Raw genomic sequence first — 16,553 nt, 5'->3', positions numbered from 1 at the left:
TGTTCGGGGACTCTGCGTCCACGCGCGATCTGCTGGGGGGTTTCATGACCTTCGTTGCTTGTTTGGCGTCTGGTGGTGTTGTGGGCGTTGTTGCCGCTCTGTTCGGGGATCCTGCCTGCACCCGCCGCCTGCCGAGGGTCGTGAGTGTCGTCGTCCTGTCGGCGGTTTCTGGATTGGGGTTGGGCGCGTCGCCTGCCCTTCGGGAGGTGTCGTGAGCGACGTCGTCCTGTTGACGCTCACCGGGCTCGGGCTGGGCGCGCTGTACTTCCTCATCGCGTCGGGCCTCTCCCTGATCTTCGGCCTGGCCGACGTGCTCAACTTCGCGCACGGCCTCTTCCTGGCAGTCGGCGCCTACGGCACCTGGTGGGCCTCCGCGCACATGCCTTTCGTCCTCGCCGTCGTCTTCGGAGTCGCCGCGGGCACGGCCGTCGCCGTACTGGTCGAGGTGGTCCTCATCCGCCCCCTGTACACCAGGACCATCGAACAGGTCCTGGTGACGGTCGGCCTCAGCCTCGCGGGCGTCGCGCTGCTCCAGGCCACCTTCGGCGCCGACCCGGTCATCTTCCCCAAGCCGGCCTGGACGGGCGAGACCACCCGCGTCCTGGGCGCCATCGTGCCCAACGACCGTTTCCTGCTCATCGGCGCAGCCGTGATCGTCCTGGCCGCCCTCCAGCTCTTCCTGCACCGCACCCGCTTCGGGCTCATCGTCCGCGCCGGCGTCGAGAACCGCACGATGGTCACCGCCCTCGGCATCAACGTCCGCACCGCCTTCACCGTCGTCTTCGCCATCGGCGGCGCCGCCGCCGCGCTCGCCGGCGCCCTGGCCGGCGTCTACTTCGGCAACGTCTCCCCCGGGCAGGGCACCTCGATGCTCATCTTCGCCTTCATCGTCGTCGTCATCGGCGGCATGGGCTCGGTGACCGGCTCGGCCGTCGCGGCCGTCCTGGTCGGCCTCGTACAACAATTCGCCGGCTACTACGCCGCCGCCGGCGTCGGGGAGGCGTCGGTCGTGCTCCTGCTCGCCGTCGTCCTCCTCGCCCGCCCCGGCGGCCTCGCGGGGAGGACCGCATGACTCCGCAACGCCCCCAGGATGACCACACCTCCGGGCAGAGCACCGAACCCGTGTCCCGGCCGGATCCTGAGGAGGACCAACTGCTTGGAGGGCGGTCCGAGAAGCAGGTGAGTACGGGAGGGTCTGGGGAGGGCCGACTGTTTGGGGGGCGGTCCGAGAAGCAGGTCCGTGCGCGGAGGTCTGGGGAGGACCGGGTGCCTGGTGAGCGTCCGGAGGCGAAGGGCGGTGCACCCGTGGCGTGGTGGGCGCTGGGCGGGAGGTCGGCTTGGAGTGTACGGCGTGCCGTACCGGTGATCGTGTTCGTGGTGCTCGCCGTACTGCCGTTCTCCACGCTGGATCTGCCCGCGTTGCTCCCGGGGCCGGTCAACAGTCCGGGATCGATGCAACTGCTGGCGATCTGCCTCGTCTTCGCCGGGCTGGCGGTCACCTACGATCTGCTGTTCGGCCGTACCGGGCTGCTCTCCTTCGGGCACGCCCTCTATGTCGCCCTCGGCAGCTACACGGTCAACATCGCCGTGACCAAGGCGGGCCTGTCCCTGGCCGCGGCCCTCGGGCTCGCCGTGGTGGTGGGACTCGTCGTGCCGGTCGTGTTCGGCGCACTGGCGCTGCGGGTGAGCGGCATCGCCTTCGCGATGGTGACCCTGGCCACCGCCCAGGTCGGGTCGATCCTGGTGATGAGCGACCCCGGCGGCCTGACCGGCGGCGAGGAGGGCCTGTCGCTCGCGCCGTCCGCCCTGCCCGGCTTTCTCACCGGCGTTCTCAACACGGCCAACCTCTACTGGCTGGCCCTCGCCTACCTCATCGTGGTGGTCGCCGTCGTCGCCTGGGCCGTCGAGTCGGAACCCGGCCGCGTCTGGCAGGCGATCCGCGAGAACGAGCGTCGTGTCTCGGTCCTCGGCCTGCCCTCCTACCGCTTCCGCCTGCTCTCCTTCGCCCTTGCCTCCTTCCTCGCCACCCTCGGCGGCGTCGTCCACCTCTTCCTGGTGGGCGGCTCCAGCCCGCAGATCACCACGTCGAACTTCACCCTCGCCTTCCTCGTCATGGTCGTCATCGGCGGCGCGGGCAGCCGCTGGGGAGCCATGATCGGCGGCATCGCCTACACCTACCTGGACCACCGCCTCTCCGCCCTGGGCACCTCCGACGCGGTGGCCGGGCTGCCCGCCGTACTCAAGGCTCCGCTGTCCGAGCCGCTTTTCGTGCTGGGAGTCCTGTTCATCCTGGTCGTCTACTTCCTGCCCGGCGGCCTCACCCGAGCCCGCCGCCACCAGGGCCCCTGACGCGCTCTCCGCGTTGCCACGGGGGTGACGCGCGTCGAACCAGAGCCGGCTGGCGTGCATGCGATCGGTTGGCGTTCACCGTGTGATCGGTGGATGCGATCTCCGCGTTGTCGCGGGTCAGGTCGAGGAGGGGGACGCGCGTCAAACCAGAGCCGGCTGACGGGCTTGCGATCGCTCGGCGTTCACCGTGTGATCGGTGGACGCGCTCTCCCTGTTGTCGCGGGTCAGGTCGGGGGAGGGGGGACGCGCGTCGAACCAGAGTCGGCTGGCGCGCATGTGATCGGCCGACGTGCACCGCGTGATCGGTGTTCGCCGGCTGCGACTAACCTCGTCCGGATGAGGAGATCGTTGTCCGCCGATGACGTGCGCGCGTTGCGGGTCCGATGTCAGCGGCTGTCTGGCCGGGGTGCCGACGGAGTCCCCGGCGTGGTGGCGAGCGTGGCGGCCGTCCAGGCCCAGTCGTCTCCGGCCGCGAGGCTCGCCGTACGGGCTCGCACCACCGGGCTGACCGCGGCGGACGTCGACGCGGCCTGCCGGCGGGACGGCGGTGTGGTCAGGACCTGGGCGATGCGTGGGACCCTGCACATGGTCGCGGCCGACGACGTCCGCTGGATGGTCGGTCTCCTCGGCCCCGTCTTCGCCGCCGCCGGTCGCCGCCGCAGGCTCGAACTCGGCCTCGACGACGCCACCGCCGAACGTGGCTTGACCGCCGTCCACACCGTCCTCACCGGCTCGCCGCCCCTCGCCCGCGACACGATCGTCGAACGCCTCGCCGAGCTGGGCCTGGTCCTCGCTCCCCGCAGCCAGGCCCCCGCCCACCTGCTCGCGTACGCGGCGATGCGCGGCCTGATCTGCCGCGGCCCCGACACCGCCGCCGCCAAGCCCACCTACGTCCTCCTCGACGACTGGGTGCCACCCGCCCCGCCGCTGACCCCCGACGAGGCCCTGACCCGGCTCGCCCGGCGCTACCTCCACGCCTACGGCCCCGCCACCATCCGCGACTTCCAATGGTGGTCCGGCCTTCCCGCCACCCCCGCCAAGCGGGCCTTCACCCTCCTCGCCGCCGACCTCACCGAGGTCACCGCCGCCGGCATTCCCGCCTTCGTCCCCTCAGAGCTGGACCTCAGCCCCGCCCCCCGCCACGTGGTCCGCCTCCTCGGCCACTTCGACACCTACCTCCTCGGCTTCCGCAGCAAGGACCTCGTCCTCGACCCCGCCCACGCCAAGCACATCCAGGCAGGCGGCGGCATGATCCAGCCCGCCATACTCGTGGACGGCCACGTCGTGGGCACCTGGCGCACGGCGGACACCCACCTGCAGCCCTTCCACACCCTCTCCGCCGACCTCACCCCCGAGACCACCGACCTCCACCGCTTCCTCAACGCTCCGGCCCCACACAGGTAATCGGATACACCGACACTCCCAGGATCATGCACAATTAGTCGGGAGCGCCCTTAGCTCAGCTGGACAGAGCATCGGACTTCTAATCCGACGGTCGCAGGTTCGAATCCTGCAGGGCGCGCGCTCCGGCCAGGCAATCTAACGGTTGACCTGGCCTTTTGTATTCGATCTTTCCGTACGGCAGGCAGCCAGAAGCACCCAGATGCAGCCGGATGCCAGTGCTCCCGGAACATACACGGAATAGATCTTGGCGCGTTTCCGCAGGTGAGCGCGCAAGATTCGAGCGCTTCCGGAACGGTTCCGGGACTGCAACGACGAAGGACCCCGAGAGGGTTCCCGGGGTCCAGTCAGTTCCACGTCTCATGCGACGAGGGCATCCAGGATGCGTTGGTTCGCCACCTCACGTTGGCCGTCTATGCACTTGGCGTAGACCTTGAGAAGCACGTCCACACCGTGCCCCGCGCGCTCAGCCGCCTCAGGTGCGTGTACGCCCGCGTTGAGCCAGAGGGAGACAGCCGCGTGCCGCAGGTCGTACGGCCGGGCGGCCAGTGGCGAGGCGACCTGGTCAGGAGTGAGCGCGAACGCGCGGGCTTGCTTCCAGACCTTGGCGTAGGCCGAGCCGGAGAGCACACTCCCGGTCGAACTGCGGAACAGCCGGCCATCCTCGCCGACACCGTGCCTGTCGATGTGCGCGCGGAGAGTGGCCACCAGCTCCGGAGGGATCGGAACCGGCCGGGTCTCCTTCTGCTCCCGGTGCTTGAGTCCACGCTCGTCGTGGGTCTGCCCCGAGTCGGTGTAGCGCTTGTTGCTCTGCGGCTTGGTCCTCTCCAGCGTGAGCAGGCCCCACCCCTTCTCGGGAAGGTCGCAGTCCTTCTTACGCAGCCCCGCCGACGATGTAGCAGCCGTGCGGGAAGAGCATGGGGTAGGTGATGGGGATGGGTCCGTGTAGCGCCATAACAACTCTCTCCTTGTATCGACTGACAGGCACTTAACCTATCAAGTATTCTGAGGATAAGAGAGCCCACTTGATAGGTCAAGTACCTAAGCGGGCTTGGTGGGTGAGATCCTGCTAACCGATCGGGTAGGCGTCTTCCAGCTCATGCCGATCAGCGGGCATGAGCACCTCCACCGCCACCAACGCACGCCCGGAAGCGTCCTTCACCGTGCCGTACACGGCAAGCAGCGGCGTGTTCCTCGGCATCCCGAGCTGCCTGCCCTCTTGCGTGGTGGGCATCCGCGCGGTGATCTGCTCCGCGACGTGGTCGAACCGCACGCCCTTACGCGTCTGGAGATGCTCGCGGATGCCCTCATCCAGCGGCATGGCGGTGGTCAGGTCGGTCCCCTCGGTGACCTCCAGAGGCAGCCACAGGGAAACGATCTCGGCGGGTTCGCCGTCACGGGCGATTAGTCGCCGGCGCAGGAATGCCTTGCTCTTGGCCTCCAGGCCGAGCAGCGTCGCGACCCGGTTGGGTGCGGCCAGCACCCCTACTTCCAGGAGTTCGCCCGGGGTGTCGCTTTCCGGGGCGGTCAGATACGCCTGACCCGGCCGAGGGCGGTCGGTGGAGCGTGCGGGGCGGCCACGCACGAACCGGCCTTTGCCCTGCTGGGACTCGATCCACCCTTGTTCGCGCAGGACCCGCAGCGCGGCCACCACCGTGGGGCGGGACACGCCGAACTCCTGGATCAACTGGTTCTCGCTGGGAAGGAGCGAGCCCGGAGGGTAGTCCCCCGACTCGATCCGCCGTTGAAGGGCATGCACAAGCTGGGCATACTTCGGCGGTACGGACTCTAGCGACATTTTGACCGTCCAACACCCGACAGGTTGTTTTACTAAGTTGGAGCGTAGCTTGGGGTTCATTGCCTGTCCACGCCAGACCAGGCGACACCAGCTGAGCCGTACACAAGACGGCCCCGGCAGATGTCGAGCGGGCGGGGGCACAGGGGCATGAACACTGTGGACATCGCTCGATCATCTGCCGGGGAGTTGGAGACGCGGCGGGGTTGAGGGGCGCCGCGCGCACCCGGCCCCACCCCTGCGGGAGGCTTCTCTCCGCCCCGCCGCGCCCGCTCTATCGGCCGAGGTAGTCGACCAGGACCTTTGCCGCGCCTTCTACATCGGCCACGGGGTGCCGCTTCTCGGCCGCCTGCCAGGAGAAGAAGGCGCCGCCGTACCCGACGAACACCCACACCGGCATCCCCGCCTCCGGCTCAATCCGCAGCGCGGTGTTGTTGTCCCGCAACTCGGCCCGCACCCCAAGCATCAGGAGCCGATCGCGCAGCCGCATCAGCGCGGCCACCTCCTCCGCCCGGTTGACCTGCTGCACCGCATCCGTCATCGCGGACATGATCGGGTTCATCTCACGCTCCCTTCGGCCCGGCCGCTTCCGAGGCAGTCGAGACACCGTTGCTCCCCATTGGAATCGTGCTCGTCTCCGCCGTCGCCGATCAGGAGGGCGCGGCGTGAGTTGCGCAGCTTGCTCCCACGCCCTCGACACGAGGGGCAGGACCGTATCTCGCTGGTCTCATCTGGCCGGGTCACCGTCGCCATCTCCCTTTGTTCGTCCGGTGCTTCCCTCTGCGGGGAGCCCGCTTGACGTACCGTGGTTGCTTGATGGCAAGTCCACCGGCAACAGGAGCGGAAGGGGACCTCCAATCACTCCCCCTTCCGCCCCCCTCTTGAGTCCCCCACCGAGAGGAACGTCAGCAGATGCCCATGAAGGCGCCGAACGTCCAGCTTCGGGAATGGCGGAATACCGAGCGGCTGACACGCCTCGAAATGGCCGACCGCATCAACGCCACCGCAACGGGTATCGCTGAGTCCCTCGCGTGTGATGAAGAGCGGGTACGTCGATGGGAGACCGGAGACGTCCGATGGCCCAGTACCGTCTATCGCCTTGCGCTCACCCAGCTCACCGGCCAGACACCAGAGGATCTAGGGTTCTGGCGTACCCAGCGAGATGAGCGCATGCCCGCCCCCGTGGCAACCGCGGACACGTCCGCACCGTCGGCAGGAAACGGCCGTCTCCTCGTCGGGCAGGACGCAGCGGTCGACGAAGCCGAGTTGCGCCTTGCCACCGACCAGCACATCACCGCCGCCCTCGACTGGCTCGACCGGCAAGCGGGGTGGCAACCTGGGAGCAGTCGGCGGAAGGTCGCCTCTCACCTTGTCGGACTGGACCCCCGGAAGCTCCGCGACGAAGCCCAGCTACGCGGCCGAATCACACGGGACCAGGTCGCAGCCGCGCTGCGTACGTACTACTTCAGCCAGGGCAACGCCGCAGACCACAACACCTACCGGATTCGCAGCGGCAAGGATGTCATCGCCACCAGCCTTCTCACCAAGCCTCAGTGGCTTGATTTACGCCTCGCGTTGGGATCAGGCAACGACGATTTCCGCCTCACCGACTCCACCAGCCCAGATCTCCTCATGGACCCGCTCCGCTCCGACGCGGCAATCGTCTGTCTCGCCGAGGCTCTTATCACCGGCAGGCGCATGGTGAACGCGCCGCTGTATCGGATGATCGATCTCGACATTGAGGCAAAGCAGATCCGTAGCACATTCGGCATTGAGGAATTCATCCACTACGCCCTGTCCATGGATCTCCTCGAACGAGAACTTCTGGACGCGATAGCCGAAGGCCGCCCGACACACGCGGGAACACTGCCACTACGTGACCGGTACCTGCCCGACATCGAGACCGTCGTCAATCCAGCCGGCCGATTGTGCGCAGGCGGTCCGCTCGCCCTCTTCGCCGTCGCCCGCCCGGCAACCCGATCCCGCCGAGGAAGCGCCGACTACATCATCCTCGTCCAGGAGCGCTCGGGTAACGTGCTCAACGCCGCCCAGAAGCTTGCCGTCATCCCCAAGGCGTTTCACGAACCCCTCGCTGACTACGGCGAAGACGTATCCGTTCTCTGCACGTTGGAACGAGAGATGGAAGAGGAACTCTTCGGCCGGGACGACGTCGATTCCACGTTCGGAGAACAGCTTCACGCCGACCCGATGCACCCCAGCAGGCTGTCCGCACCGATGGCCTGGCTGGCAGAGAACCCGAGCCACTGGCAGATGGAATGCACCGGGTACGGGTTCAACCTCGTCAGCGGCAACTACGAGTTCGCCTCCCTCATCGTCGTCAACGACGAAGAATGGTGGACCAAGTTCGGCGGACACATCACCGCCAACTGGGAATCCAGCGGCCTGAGGCGATACTCCACCCTGGACAAGGACCTCATCACGTCCTTGGTCCATGACCCCGCTTGGAGCAATGAGGGTCTGTTCGCGCTATCCGAAGGCATCCGCCGACTAAGCGAGATCGGTGGCGACCGCGTCAACCTACCGACCCTCGAAGTGGAGATCTGACCATGGCCGACAACTGGTACACCGGCAACGCCACCGACGACGCCGACCAGCACCGCGGCTGGCTACTCGGCCACTTCATCAACCCTGAGCACAGCGCCGTCCGCTCCACCGACGCCCTCGAAGTCAAATGGGGCATCCACCCCGCCGGCCAAGCCCGCCCCGAATGGACCGCCGACGACCAACGCACAACCCTCCTGTTGCTCGTCCAAGGCCGCTTCCGCCTCGACCTGACCATCGGTAGCACCACCCTGGAGCGTCAGGGTGACTACGTCGTCTGGGGCCCAGGTATCGATCATTGCTGGCAAGCCGAGGAAGACTCAACCGTGATCACCGTACGGTGGCCATCATTGACAGGACAGTAAGCGCATCGTAGTGAAGCTCAGGCTCGTCCATTGCCGAATTGTTCTCATAGTGATCAAGAGGCGGCGGCGCTGCGCGCCGTCGCCCGGCCCTGCGCCTGCGGCGCACGCCGGGCGTGCGGCCTGGAGGCCGGTCCCGGCATGCGGGCAGGACTCCGGGCCGTCGCCGTACGCACGCCGCGCCGTACCTACGCCATCTGCCGGCCTTTGGTCGCGCCGCCGCCCCCGTGCAGCACGACGATCGCTACGGGGTGGCCGATGTTCCGTCGTGGTCGGGGGCGATCGAAGATCCGGAGTTCGTCCCTCACCCCGGCTCACCGAGTAACGTGGCCGATCTCCGCGAGCCGCACTAGGTGGTTCCAAGTCTCCTTGGAGACCAACATTCAGGGCTCACCAACTGCAACTACACGACCTCGATCACTCGTTTCCCATCATGCTTCTCCTGGCGGTGACCGGCGTTGACATTGTCGTTGATGGTCGCGATCGACATGATCCTCCCTCTCCGGCGCAATAAAGGCCAGCGGCATGGCTTGGCACGACTGCGCTTGTCCCCGTCCCCCTGACGCTGGCCCAAGGACTCTCACTTGGTCCGTCTACGTAAGATCACCCGCGCGCCAACGCGCCAAATCTAGCCGTGATCAAGGGGGAAATACGGGACCAAAGAAAGGAATGAGGAAGGCTCCCCCCATACTGATGCGGGGGAGGGCCATTCCTGCTGGTGTGGAAGGTGCAGGGCTTGAATCTGCGTAGACTGCGCTGAAGGTTCGGCTTATCTCCGCTTGACTGCGGGCCGAGGACGGGACTGCTGCACAGCAGCACTGCTCACGGACTCTAACTCGGCGCAGGCGCGGATCACTTTGTCCCGATGGTCTTGATCAACGTCGCGAAGTACCTCGATCAGTCGCTGAGTCCTCCATCGTTCGGTTACGACGATCTTTAGGTACGCGATCCAGGCAGCGAGTACGGCAGTGGCCGAGGGGGCCAAGAGCAGGCACACCAGGACCAGTGGGTGAAGCGTGGCGAGGCCGGCCAAAGGATTCATGACTCCAGGGTGGTCAAAGCTCCTGGTTTCCCTCTACGGTAGGGAAACGCTTAGAAACGAGCAGAGGTGCTATGCCTGGAGGACGCCCCCCAGGGGGCAAGCAGGAGTCACATCCAGCTCTTATGGAGTTTGCTGATTGGTTCCGCTCGTCACTCTCAGCCAAGGGATACTCGAGCGTAAACTCATTTCTTCAGCGGCACTTGTATGACAAAAATCTGATCTACGGTGTTGCTAATGGGACTAGATTCGTTACTATCGAGGCTGCTCGTTCCTTGGCAGGAGCCCTTGAGCGCCCCTTGGAGGAGATTGAGCCGATCTGGTGGCGAGCCAAAGATGCAATGGACCGCTCTGTCGCTGAACAGCGAGATAGTGAACAGTCTCGCTTAACTTCCTGGGATAAGTTGCCATTGCCTAACCCGATCTTGCGTAACTTCCTTGAAGCGCAGGCAGATGTAGTGGAGCAGCTCCCCTACCGACTACTTGGGGTTCAGCCCCCGCCGTTGTCTACAATCTATGTGCGGCAGCATATGCGTCAACAAGACGAGGTTAGACCTGACAGGGAATCTAAGCGGCCCGATGCTCTTATCGAAAAGCAAAATAGCGAAGCTTCATTATCGGCAACCGAGGCGTTGAATCGGCACGAACATCTATTGGTGACAGGGGAGCCGGGTGCGGGGAAGTCTACTCTGGGTTATCACTTTGCTCGGCAGCTCTCAGGCATCTGGTTGCGGACACTCAGTGCTTCCGAGTCTCCTCTAGCAGAACCCGTTATGCCGCTGCGAATATCAGCGCGTGCGTTGATCAACGGTACAACATGGAGTGTTGCGCTTGCGCAAGCTGCTCAACAAGCTATGGGACTGCGATTGATTGAGGAGTTGGCTCCCCGTCTTTTCGAAGGAAGAATTGAAGGAGCTCGCTGGCTCATATTTATCGATGGCCTCGACGAGATTGTTGATGGAGGGCTGAGGCGCACCGTCATACAGGCCATCGCAAGACATGCCCGTCCAGGGAGTTTTTACCGGTTCTTAATTACCACTCGTCCACTACCTGACTCTGAGCTGGCTCCCTTAAGGGCGGCCCATATGGGTAATTATACAGTTGAGCGGTTTGGCAGGTCGGAGCTGAAATCCTTCGCTGGGCGATGGTTCTACACGCAAAACCCCGAAACAGCGGAAGCGCAGGCGGATATATTCATCAGCGAAACCAGTGATGGCCGTATACAAGAATTGGTCCGCAACCCGCTGCTAGCCACAATTGCTGCTATCGCGCGGACCCGAGAGCCAAGTCGGCCACTACCCAACAACAGAATAGATCTCTATCACCGATTCTACGATTATCTAATAGATGACGAGATTAGTGGACGTGACACGCTCCACGATCTGGTAACCGGGAAAGCTTCATATTCCGGATTGGCTGGCTGGATCCACGGCAAACGTTCGACACTGATCGACGCCTTGGCTCGTGTTCGCCTGGACAGCGAGGAATCCCTACTCCATGCTGCTGCCAGTTGGGTACGTGAGCTCCTTCCATCCGATCTAAAACTATCTCCAGGATGGGAAGGACAATTACGGCAGATACTTATCGGAACGGGAATGTTCGTCTATGAAGGAGATGGGCTTAGATTTCTACACCATTCATTTGCTGAATTCCTTGCCGCTCGTGCATACGCCGATCTGATTGCTGCCGATTTTCCGGACATGGAAGAATGGATAAGGCGAGGGCTCAATGAGGCCGAACGGAACCTAGTTATTTTCGTATTTGGCCTTTGGGGGCGGCAGGCCGGTCATGACATCTGCCTGATTCTGCGTCGCTTGCTTCAAGGAAATCAAGATCGGATGCTATTGGCAGGCAGAGTCCTCGCGGAGGGGATTTCAGCCCCTAGCGAGGTGGGCGACGAGGTGATAGAGAGCTTGATCAATGTTGCCATGGGCAGCATCTTCAGTAGCTCAGCTTTCGATGTCTTGGCCTCCCTCAAAGAAAATACTCAGGTTCATCGCCGTCTTATCGAAATCATTGAACAGCGCGAACTTCCTTCAAGGACGAGGATAGAAGCCGCGATCGCACTGGGCCAGAATGTAGGGCCTGCGGATGCCGTACCATTGCTGCACGCGTTGGCTGATGAGGCGACACCCGATGACTTGAAGCGCCTTGCTGCGGGGGTTCATGAGTTCATTCCCGACGATCCACAGAGCGCTGAGTGGCTTGTACTGCGTTATATAACGGAGGCAAATCCTCAAGATGCCGATCTGGAAGGAGCAATGGATGCTCTAATCGAAATCGGAAGCCATGCCGAAGCCGTACGGTTAGCGAAGCGGGTCCTTGAGGCAGATGATGTAAGTGATAGGGCAATCCGCAGCGCCTTGCGTGTTTGGCTCACTGCCGCCGGTGAGAACTCGCTGGACGAGGCTCTACATCTAATTGATAAGCGGCCGACAAAGACCCATCGAGGATGGGTTGCTGAGACTCTATGTGAATTGGGATATCTCGATCAATCATTGTCTTATGCAAGGGAAGCTGTAGCCGATCCCGAAACTGATGCAATGGCCATGTCTTCTGCGGTAAGAGCTTGGGCATCCGGTCTCGGATCGGAGGGCCAGTCCGAAGTTATTGAGGCTTTGAGATGCAGGTCGCTGACTGCGGAACATAAGGCAAGGATAAGTGTTGCACTTGCCGAACTAGGCTGGCGAGCTGCCGCTTGCGACTTTGCTGCAGAAGTCATCGGGAGCAACTCCGCAGACGAGATCGACGTGGTGAATGCAGGAACAGCTTGGATTAATGCCGAAGGAGTCGAGGCTGCCTCGCGCATTCTTGCTGCAATGGAAGCTCGTGAGCGATTTTCGTCCGAATATAAGGCGCTCGTCGCTGAGCTCTTTGCCGAAAAAGGCTGCATGGAAGCAGCAGTTCGGTTGGCGAAAACAGTGGTGTGTGGGGAACATATGCCATGGCACGTTATAGAGACCGCAATAAGGGCTTGGGGTCTAGCCGATCCGTCTGCCGGGCCAGAGATCTATGCGCGATTGCTAGATAAGTCTCCATTGGATTTATGGGATCAAGCTTACTATGCTGAGGCTCTAGCTGAGATCGGAGCGACAGAAGAAGCTGCATTGCTCGCCCGTGATGCAATCACCCGACGCGACATAACGGAGTTCGAGATCGGGCATGCTGTAAATGCCTGGATGGAGGCTGCCGGACTTACAGCAGTGCCTGAACTATTGGCCGCTTTACCTCGATCGCTAACCGCCGATAAGTGCAATGCAGTCGCTACCGCCCTAGCGAGACAGGGGGCTCTTCCTGCTGCAATCGATCTCTGGTTGGCTGCCCTTACTGCGCCGTGGGCCGAGGTTGCTCAACGCCTTAAGATCGCTAAGAAGCTTCTCGATGTTGGGGCTCGCGATCGCACTATCGCGCATATTGATAGGTATCTTGCTAGCGACGCTACATCCTCTGCTTCTCGTACCCCTCTCCGCGCTATTCGTGCTTGGCTCGCGCTCTCGGATCCTTCAGAGTCGCATTGTGGTATATGTTCAGTCGGTTAGCTTTAGCGGTCGGGATTTCCAAGCGTTGGGCGATCTGCCGTAGGTTCGCGCATTCAATGTATTCCAGAGTCGTCCTATAGGCATGCAAGTCCCGAGCTGCAAGACTAGTTGCAGTTCATGTAGGTCCAGAGGCATTCAGGAGGCACACATAGCCTCTGAGCTGCGTTGAACCGTACGGAGCAGCGTCTACTCGATCTTTGAATCTGCGTGTTTCTGGTTCGGCTCAGCGTCACCGCCGAGAACGCCTCCGGCAAGGGCTCGGCGCCGGGATGATCGCCAGTCGTGACCGCAGGCCGTATGTGGCTGAGGTGAGTGCTGATCGCCCCGTCTGCCGCGACCCAGGCGAGCCCAGCAGACCGGTTCCTCCGGCTCAAGCCCGTCTGTGACGGTTGGCATCCCATGGTCGAGGAACGGCGACCGGCGAACGGACACGCGAAGACGGGCTTGCCACTCCGTCGCCGGCCCGCTGCCGCTTCGCGGTGGGTCGAGGCAGACAGGACGATCAGGCGGACGAAGCATGTCCGGTGCGCTGGCCGAACCGCGCGCGGGTTGCACTTTGGGTTGCAGTTCACCGCCGTACCAGCCCGTTCCAGGCGGATCAGCGGCGCTCATTGGTCCAGGTTGAACCGATCGGGACGGGCAAGATCCGAGCTGCTAATGCGGTTTGGGTTCTCGTTCTGCACACACCAGACAAGATCCGGAATATGTGCGGAACGCTGACACCTTCGCCGAAGAGATCAGGCGCATGATCGCAGGTCAGCCCGCCGTACGGTGAGTGAGTAGCGCTCCACTTCTAATCCGACGGTCGCAGGTTCGAATCCTGCAGGGCGCGCTTTGATCATGGCGTTGACCTGCGGAAATGCGTGTCGCTTCAAGATTGCAGAACATAATTCTAGGTCATCAGTGCTCGCGTGGTGCTCGCCCGTACACACTCCGTACACGCCATGATCGTCACGCTGTCCGGTTGGTCACTCATTGAGTCAGCGTCAAGACGAACGGCCCCGTTCCGCCGCGAATCCGGCGACGAGGCCGCTCTCCCGGCTTCGGTCAAGCGCGGAGATGCCTCAGCGCGTTCCGCCCCTCCTGATCGCCGTCTCCGAGCAACAGCGCCGCGGTCTTCTCCGCCGCCGCCATCGCTACCTGTGGAAAGACCGAGGTGTAGGTATCGGCGGTGAAAGCACTGGACGTGTGCCCCAGCGTCTCCTGGACCACCTTGATCTCCACGCCCGCGGCCAGCATCAACGAGGCCGCGCCGTGCCGTAGATCATGGAGCCGGATCGGTGGCAGTCCCGCCAGATAGGCCAGCCACAGAAACTGGTCGGACACGTGCTGGGGGTGCAGCCGATCCCCATCGGGCTGGGTGAACACGAAGCCGGTCCCCTTCCATGCCTTGCCCGTTGCGAGCCGTTCCTCGCGCTGACGCTGCTGGTGGGCACGCAGGATCGCGATCGTTTCGGCATCCAGGGCGATGGTGCGCATGGAGGCGTCCGTCTTGGGCCTGCCCTCGTGGATCTGTCCGGCCAGTTGCACCAGCTGCCAGGCGATGCTCACGGTTCCAGCATCGAGATCGACGTCCTTCCAGCGCAGCCCGCACGCCTCACCACGCCGTAGACCTCGCAGCGTGATCAGCCGGTACAGGGCGAACAGCCGATGCCGGCGCGCTTCTTCCAGAAACAGCCGGGTCTGCTCCGGCGTCCACACCATCACCGCCGACGGGCGCGGCACCCGGATGTACGCGTCGATCGGATCGACCCGCCGCCCGGCCCGCCGCAGCTTCTCCGCCCTGCGGTAGTCCCGGAACTCCTGATGCCAGTCCTCAACCCGGTCCCTGGTCCACACCAGTGCTTTGGGGCGGGTCTTGGCCGGCATCTCCAGCGCCGCTGCGGGATTGAAGTCGATCAGTCGGTCCTGGCGGATGGCCATGTTCAGTGCGTGCCGAAGCGTCGCCCGGATGCTGTGCATGGTGGCCATGCTGACCGGACGCCGATACTTGACGCTGGCCCGCACCTCGCGGTCGGCGCTGGTACGGCGCGCGGCGATGACATCGTTGAACTCATCGATCTGCTCGAACATCCCGGCCACATCGCCGACCTTGAGCCGATCCAATCGGATATGACCCAGGTAGGGCGCCAGGTACAGCCTGATGTGGCCCTCGTAGGAGCGCCGGGTCGTCTCTTCGATCTTCCGCTTGCGCTTGAGGAACTCCTCCAGCCACTGCCCGACCGTCACGTCCTGCGTCAGGTCCTGCCGAATCCGCACCCTACGACGGACCACCTCGACACTGGGCAGAGCATCCGTCTCGGCCAGCGTCCTCTTGATCAAATCCGCGACCTGATTACGGGTGACCACCTCGCTGGGATCAGCCAGCGCCAGCAGCTCACGCACCTGCCCCAGTTGGTTGTTCGCGGCGTCCTGGGTGGCGAAACCACTGCGGCGCAACGGGCCTCGGCGCTTGCCCTCCACGGTGGCCGGTAGCTCGATCTGGTAGCTCCAAATGCCGTGCCGGTTGCTCCAGCCCCCACCGGGGCGCCGCAGCTTGGGGCATTTCTGCCCCAGCGCCTTACCATCGGCTCCCGTGCAGGAGCACCGCTTGAACGTAGTGCCGTCAGCCATCACCATTCTCCCCTCATCCTGCGATGCGTTCGCCCGCCCATTGCGCGAAGGGTGCACAGCACAGCCAGGGGCGTGGTCAGGCGAGCACGATCCTGACCACACCGGGGCTGGTGCACGGCCACGTCGGGCGGGGGTGTATCGACGCCCACCTGGACGGCATCGGTCAAGCCGAATCCGACGACCGTTCCGGAATTCGACGACCACCACCCCTATGCGGATGGGCACAACGCAGGCAGCCTCCGAACCTCAGCGGCGGATCTCCTGTCACCAGTTCAAATACCTGCCGCCACACCCGAAATGGGACAGCACCACAGGCCAAGGTTGGTCATCTCCACCGACGTCCGCGACGACATCAAAGATCCAGGCCAGGTATCCGAGCAACGCGGTACGGGGCGAGAGGCGGCGGCCCGTCCTGCATGACCGACGACGGCGACTTCACCACGATGGCGGGAGATTAGGTGCACACGCTGGGGTAGCGCAGCTGCGGACTCTTAATCAGCGGGTCCGGGGTTCGAGTCCCTGGCGGCGCACCGCTCCTCAGGCCGTTGACCTGCGCAAACGCGCGAGGCAGCGGCCTTTTGGAATTTTGTTCTAGGGGTTGCGGGCTCCTAGCGGGCTCGCGCGTACAGATCTTGTACATCGACCCTGTGACGACACGGTCTGCGACGCCTGAGACGGGTGCCTCGCTACCGTCCACATCCCTGTGCTGGCAACGATGCCGGAACGCACCAAATACTTATCGCCCTAGGTCCGCTCCTAAAGACCCCTAGTGTCCTGCGTCTAAAATTCGTCGGCTAAGTCTAGAGTGGAATTTATGGCGCGGACGGGACGACCAAAGACTCCGGTGACGCTTTCTGCCGATGAGCGGGCCACCCTGGAACGCTGGGCGCGAA

Annotated in this window: 10 protein-coding genes and 1 tRNA gene; 7 read left to right on the top strand and 4 right to left on the bottom strand. The window is 63.7% G+C overall.

All coding sequences use genetic code 11. The features are described 5' to 3' along the window. The first annotated feature begins 211 nt into the window (after window positions 1-211). The 4 genes from MBA17_RS04935 (at window position 212) to MBA17_RS04920 (ending at window position 3,871) form a co-directional block, all read left to right on the top strand. The gene (locus MBA17_RS04935; RefSeq protein WP_238495059.1) at window positions 212-1,072 is read left to right on the top strand and encodes a branched-chain amino acid ABC transporter permease; all 861 of its coding nucleotides are present in this window, start codon (window positions 212-214) and stop codon (window positions 1,070-1,072) included. A gap of 194 nt (window positions 1,073-1,266) precedes the next feature. Further along, entirely contained in the window at window positions 1,267-2,349 is a 1,083-nt protein-coding gene (locus tag MBA17_RS04930; RefSeq protein ID WP_238495058.1) for a branched-chain amino acid ABC transporter permease, read from the top strand. A gap of 336 nt (window positions 2,350-2,685) precedes the next feature. After that, complete coding sequence (locus MBA17_RS04925) at window positions 2,686-3,753, top strand: winged helix DNA-binding domain-containing protein (RefSeq protein WP_238495057.1); 1,068 nt, start codon at window positions 2,686-2,688, stop codon at window positions 3,751-3,753. A gap of 44 nt (window positions 3,754-3,797) precedes the next feature. Beyond that, window positions 3,798-3,871, top strand: a tRNA-Arg gene (locus MBA17_RS04920). A 239-nt stretch (window positions 3,872-4,110) separates the two neighbouring features. Here MBA17_RS04920 and MBA17_RS04915 read toward each other — a convergent pair. The 3 genes from MBA17_RS04915 to MBA17_RS04905 form a co-directional block, all read right to left on the bottom strand. Next, complete coding sequence (locus tag MBA17_RS04915) at window positions 4,111-4,710, bottom strand: site-specific integrase (protein ID WP_274384999.1); 600 nt, start codon at window positions 4,708-4,710, stop codon at window positions 4,111-4,113. Between the two features lie 109 nt (window positions 4,711-4,819). After that, window positions 4,820-5,509 carry a GntR family transcriptional regulator gene (locus MBA17_RS04910; RefSeq protein WP_238495056.1) on the bottom strand — a complete coding sequence of 230 codons (690 nt, stop codon included), beginning with the start codon at window positions 5,507-5,509 and terminating at the stop codon, window positions 4,820-4,822. 310 nt (window positions 5,510-5,819) lie between these two features. After that, complete coding sequence (locus MBA17_RS04905) at window positions 5,820-6,107, bottom strand: hypothetical protein (RefSeq protein WP_238495055.1); 288 nt, start codon at window positions 6,105-6,107, stop codon at window positions 5,820-5,822. 350 nt (window positions 6,108-6,457) lie between these two features. Between MBA17_RS04905 and MBA17_RS04900 the strand changes: the two genes are divergently transcribed. The 3 genes from MBA17_RS04900 to MBA17_RS04890 all read left to right on the top strand — a co-directional run bounded on the left by MBA17_RS04900 (window position 6,458) and on the right by MBA17_RS04890 (window position 13,047). After that, window positions 6,458-8,110 carry a hypothetical protein gene (locus MBA17_RS04900; RefSeq protein WP_238495054.1) on the top strand — a complete coding sequence of 551 codons (1,653 nt, stop codon included), beginning with the start codon at window positions 6,458-6,460 and terminating at the stop codon, window positions 8,108-8,110. Between the two features lie 2 nt (window positions 8,111-8,112). Beyond that, window positions 8,113-8,472, top strand: coding sequence for a signal peptidase I (locus tag MBA17_RS04895; protein WP_238495053.1), 360 nt, complete (start codon window positions 8,113-8,115; stop codon window positions 8,470-8,472). A 1,161-nt stretch (window positions 8,473-9,633) separates the two neighbouring features. Continuing rightward, window positions 9,634-13,047, top strand: coding sequence for an NACHT domain-containing protein (locus MBA17_RS04890; RefSeq protein WP_238495052.1), 3,414 nt, complete (start codon window positions 9,634-9,636; stop codon window positions 13,045-13,047). Window positions 13,048-14,094: 1,047 nt separating this feature from the next. On the opposite strand, the gene MBA17_RS04885 is transcribed toward MBA17_RS04890, so the two are convergent. Further along, window positions 14,095-15,660: a tyrosine-type recombinase/integrase gene (locus MBA17_RS04885; protein WP_238495625.1), complete on the bottom strand. Its 1,566-nt coding sequence runs from the start codon at window positions 15,658-15,660 to the stop codon at window positions 14,095-14,097. Window positions 15,661-16,553 lie beyond the last annotated feature (893 nt).

Origin of the sequence: Dolomitihabitans soli, assembly GCF_022213955.1 — a bacterium.
GTDB lineage: Bacteria > Actinomycetota > Actinomycetes > Streptosporangiales > Streptosporangiaceae > Streptosporangium_A > Streptosporangium_A soli.
The sequence above is the reverse complement of the archived record's forward strand: the minus strand, read 5'-3'. Positions and strand labels throughout refer to the sequence as shown.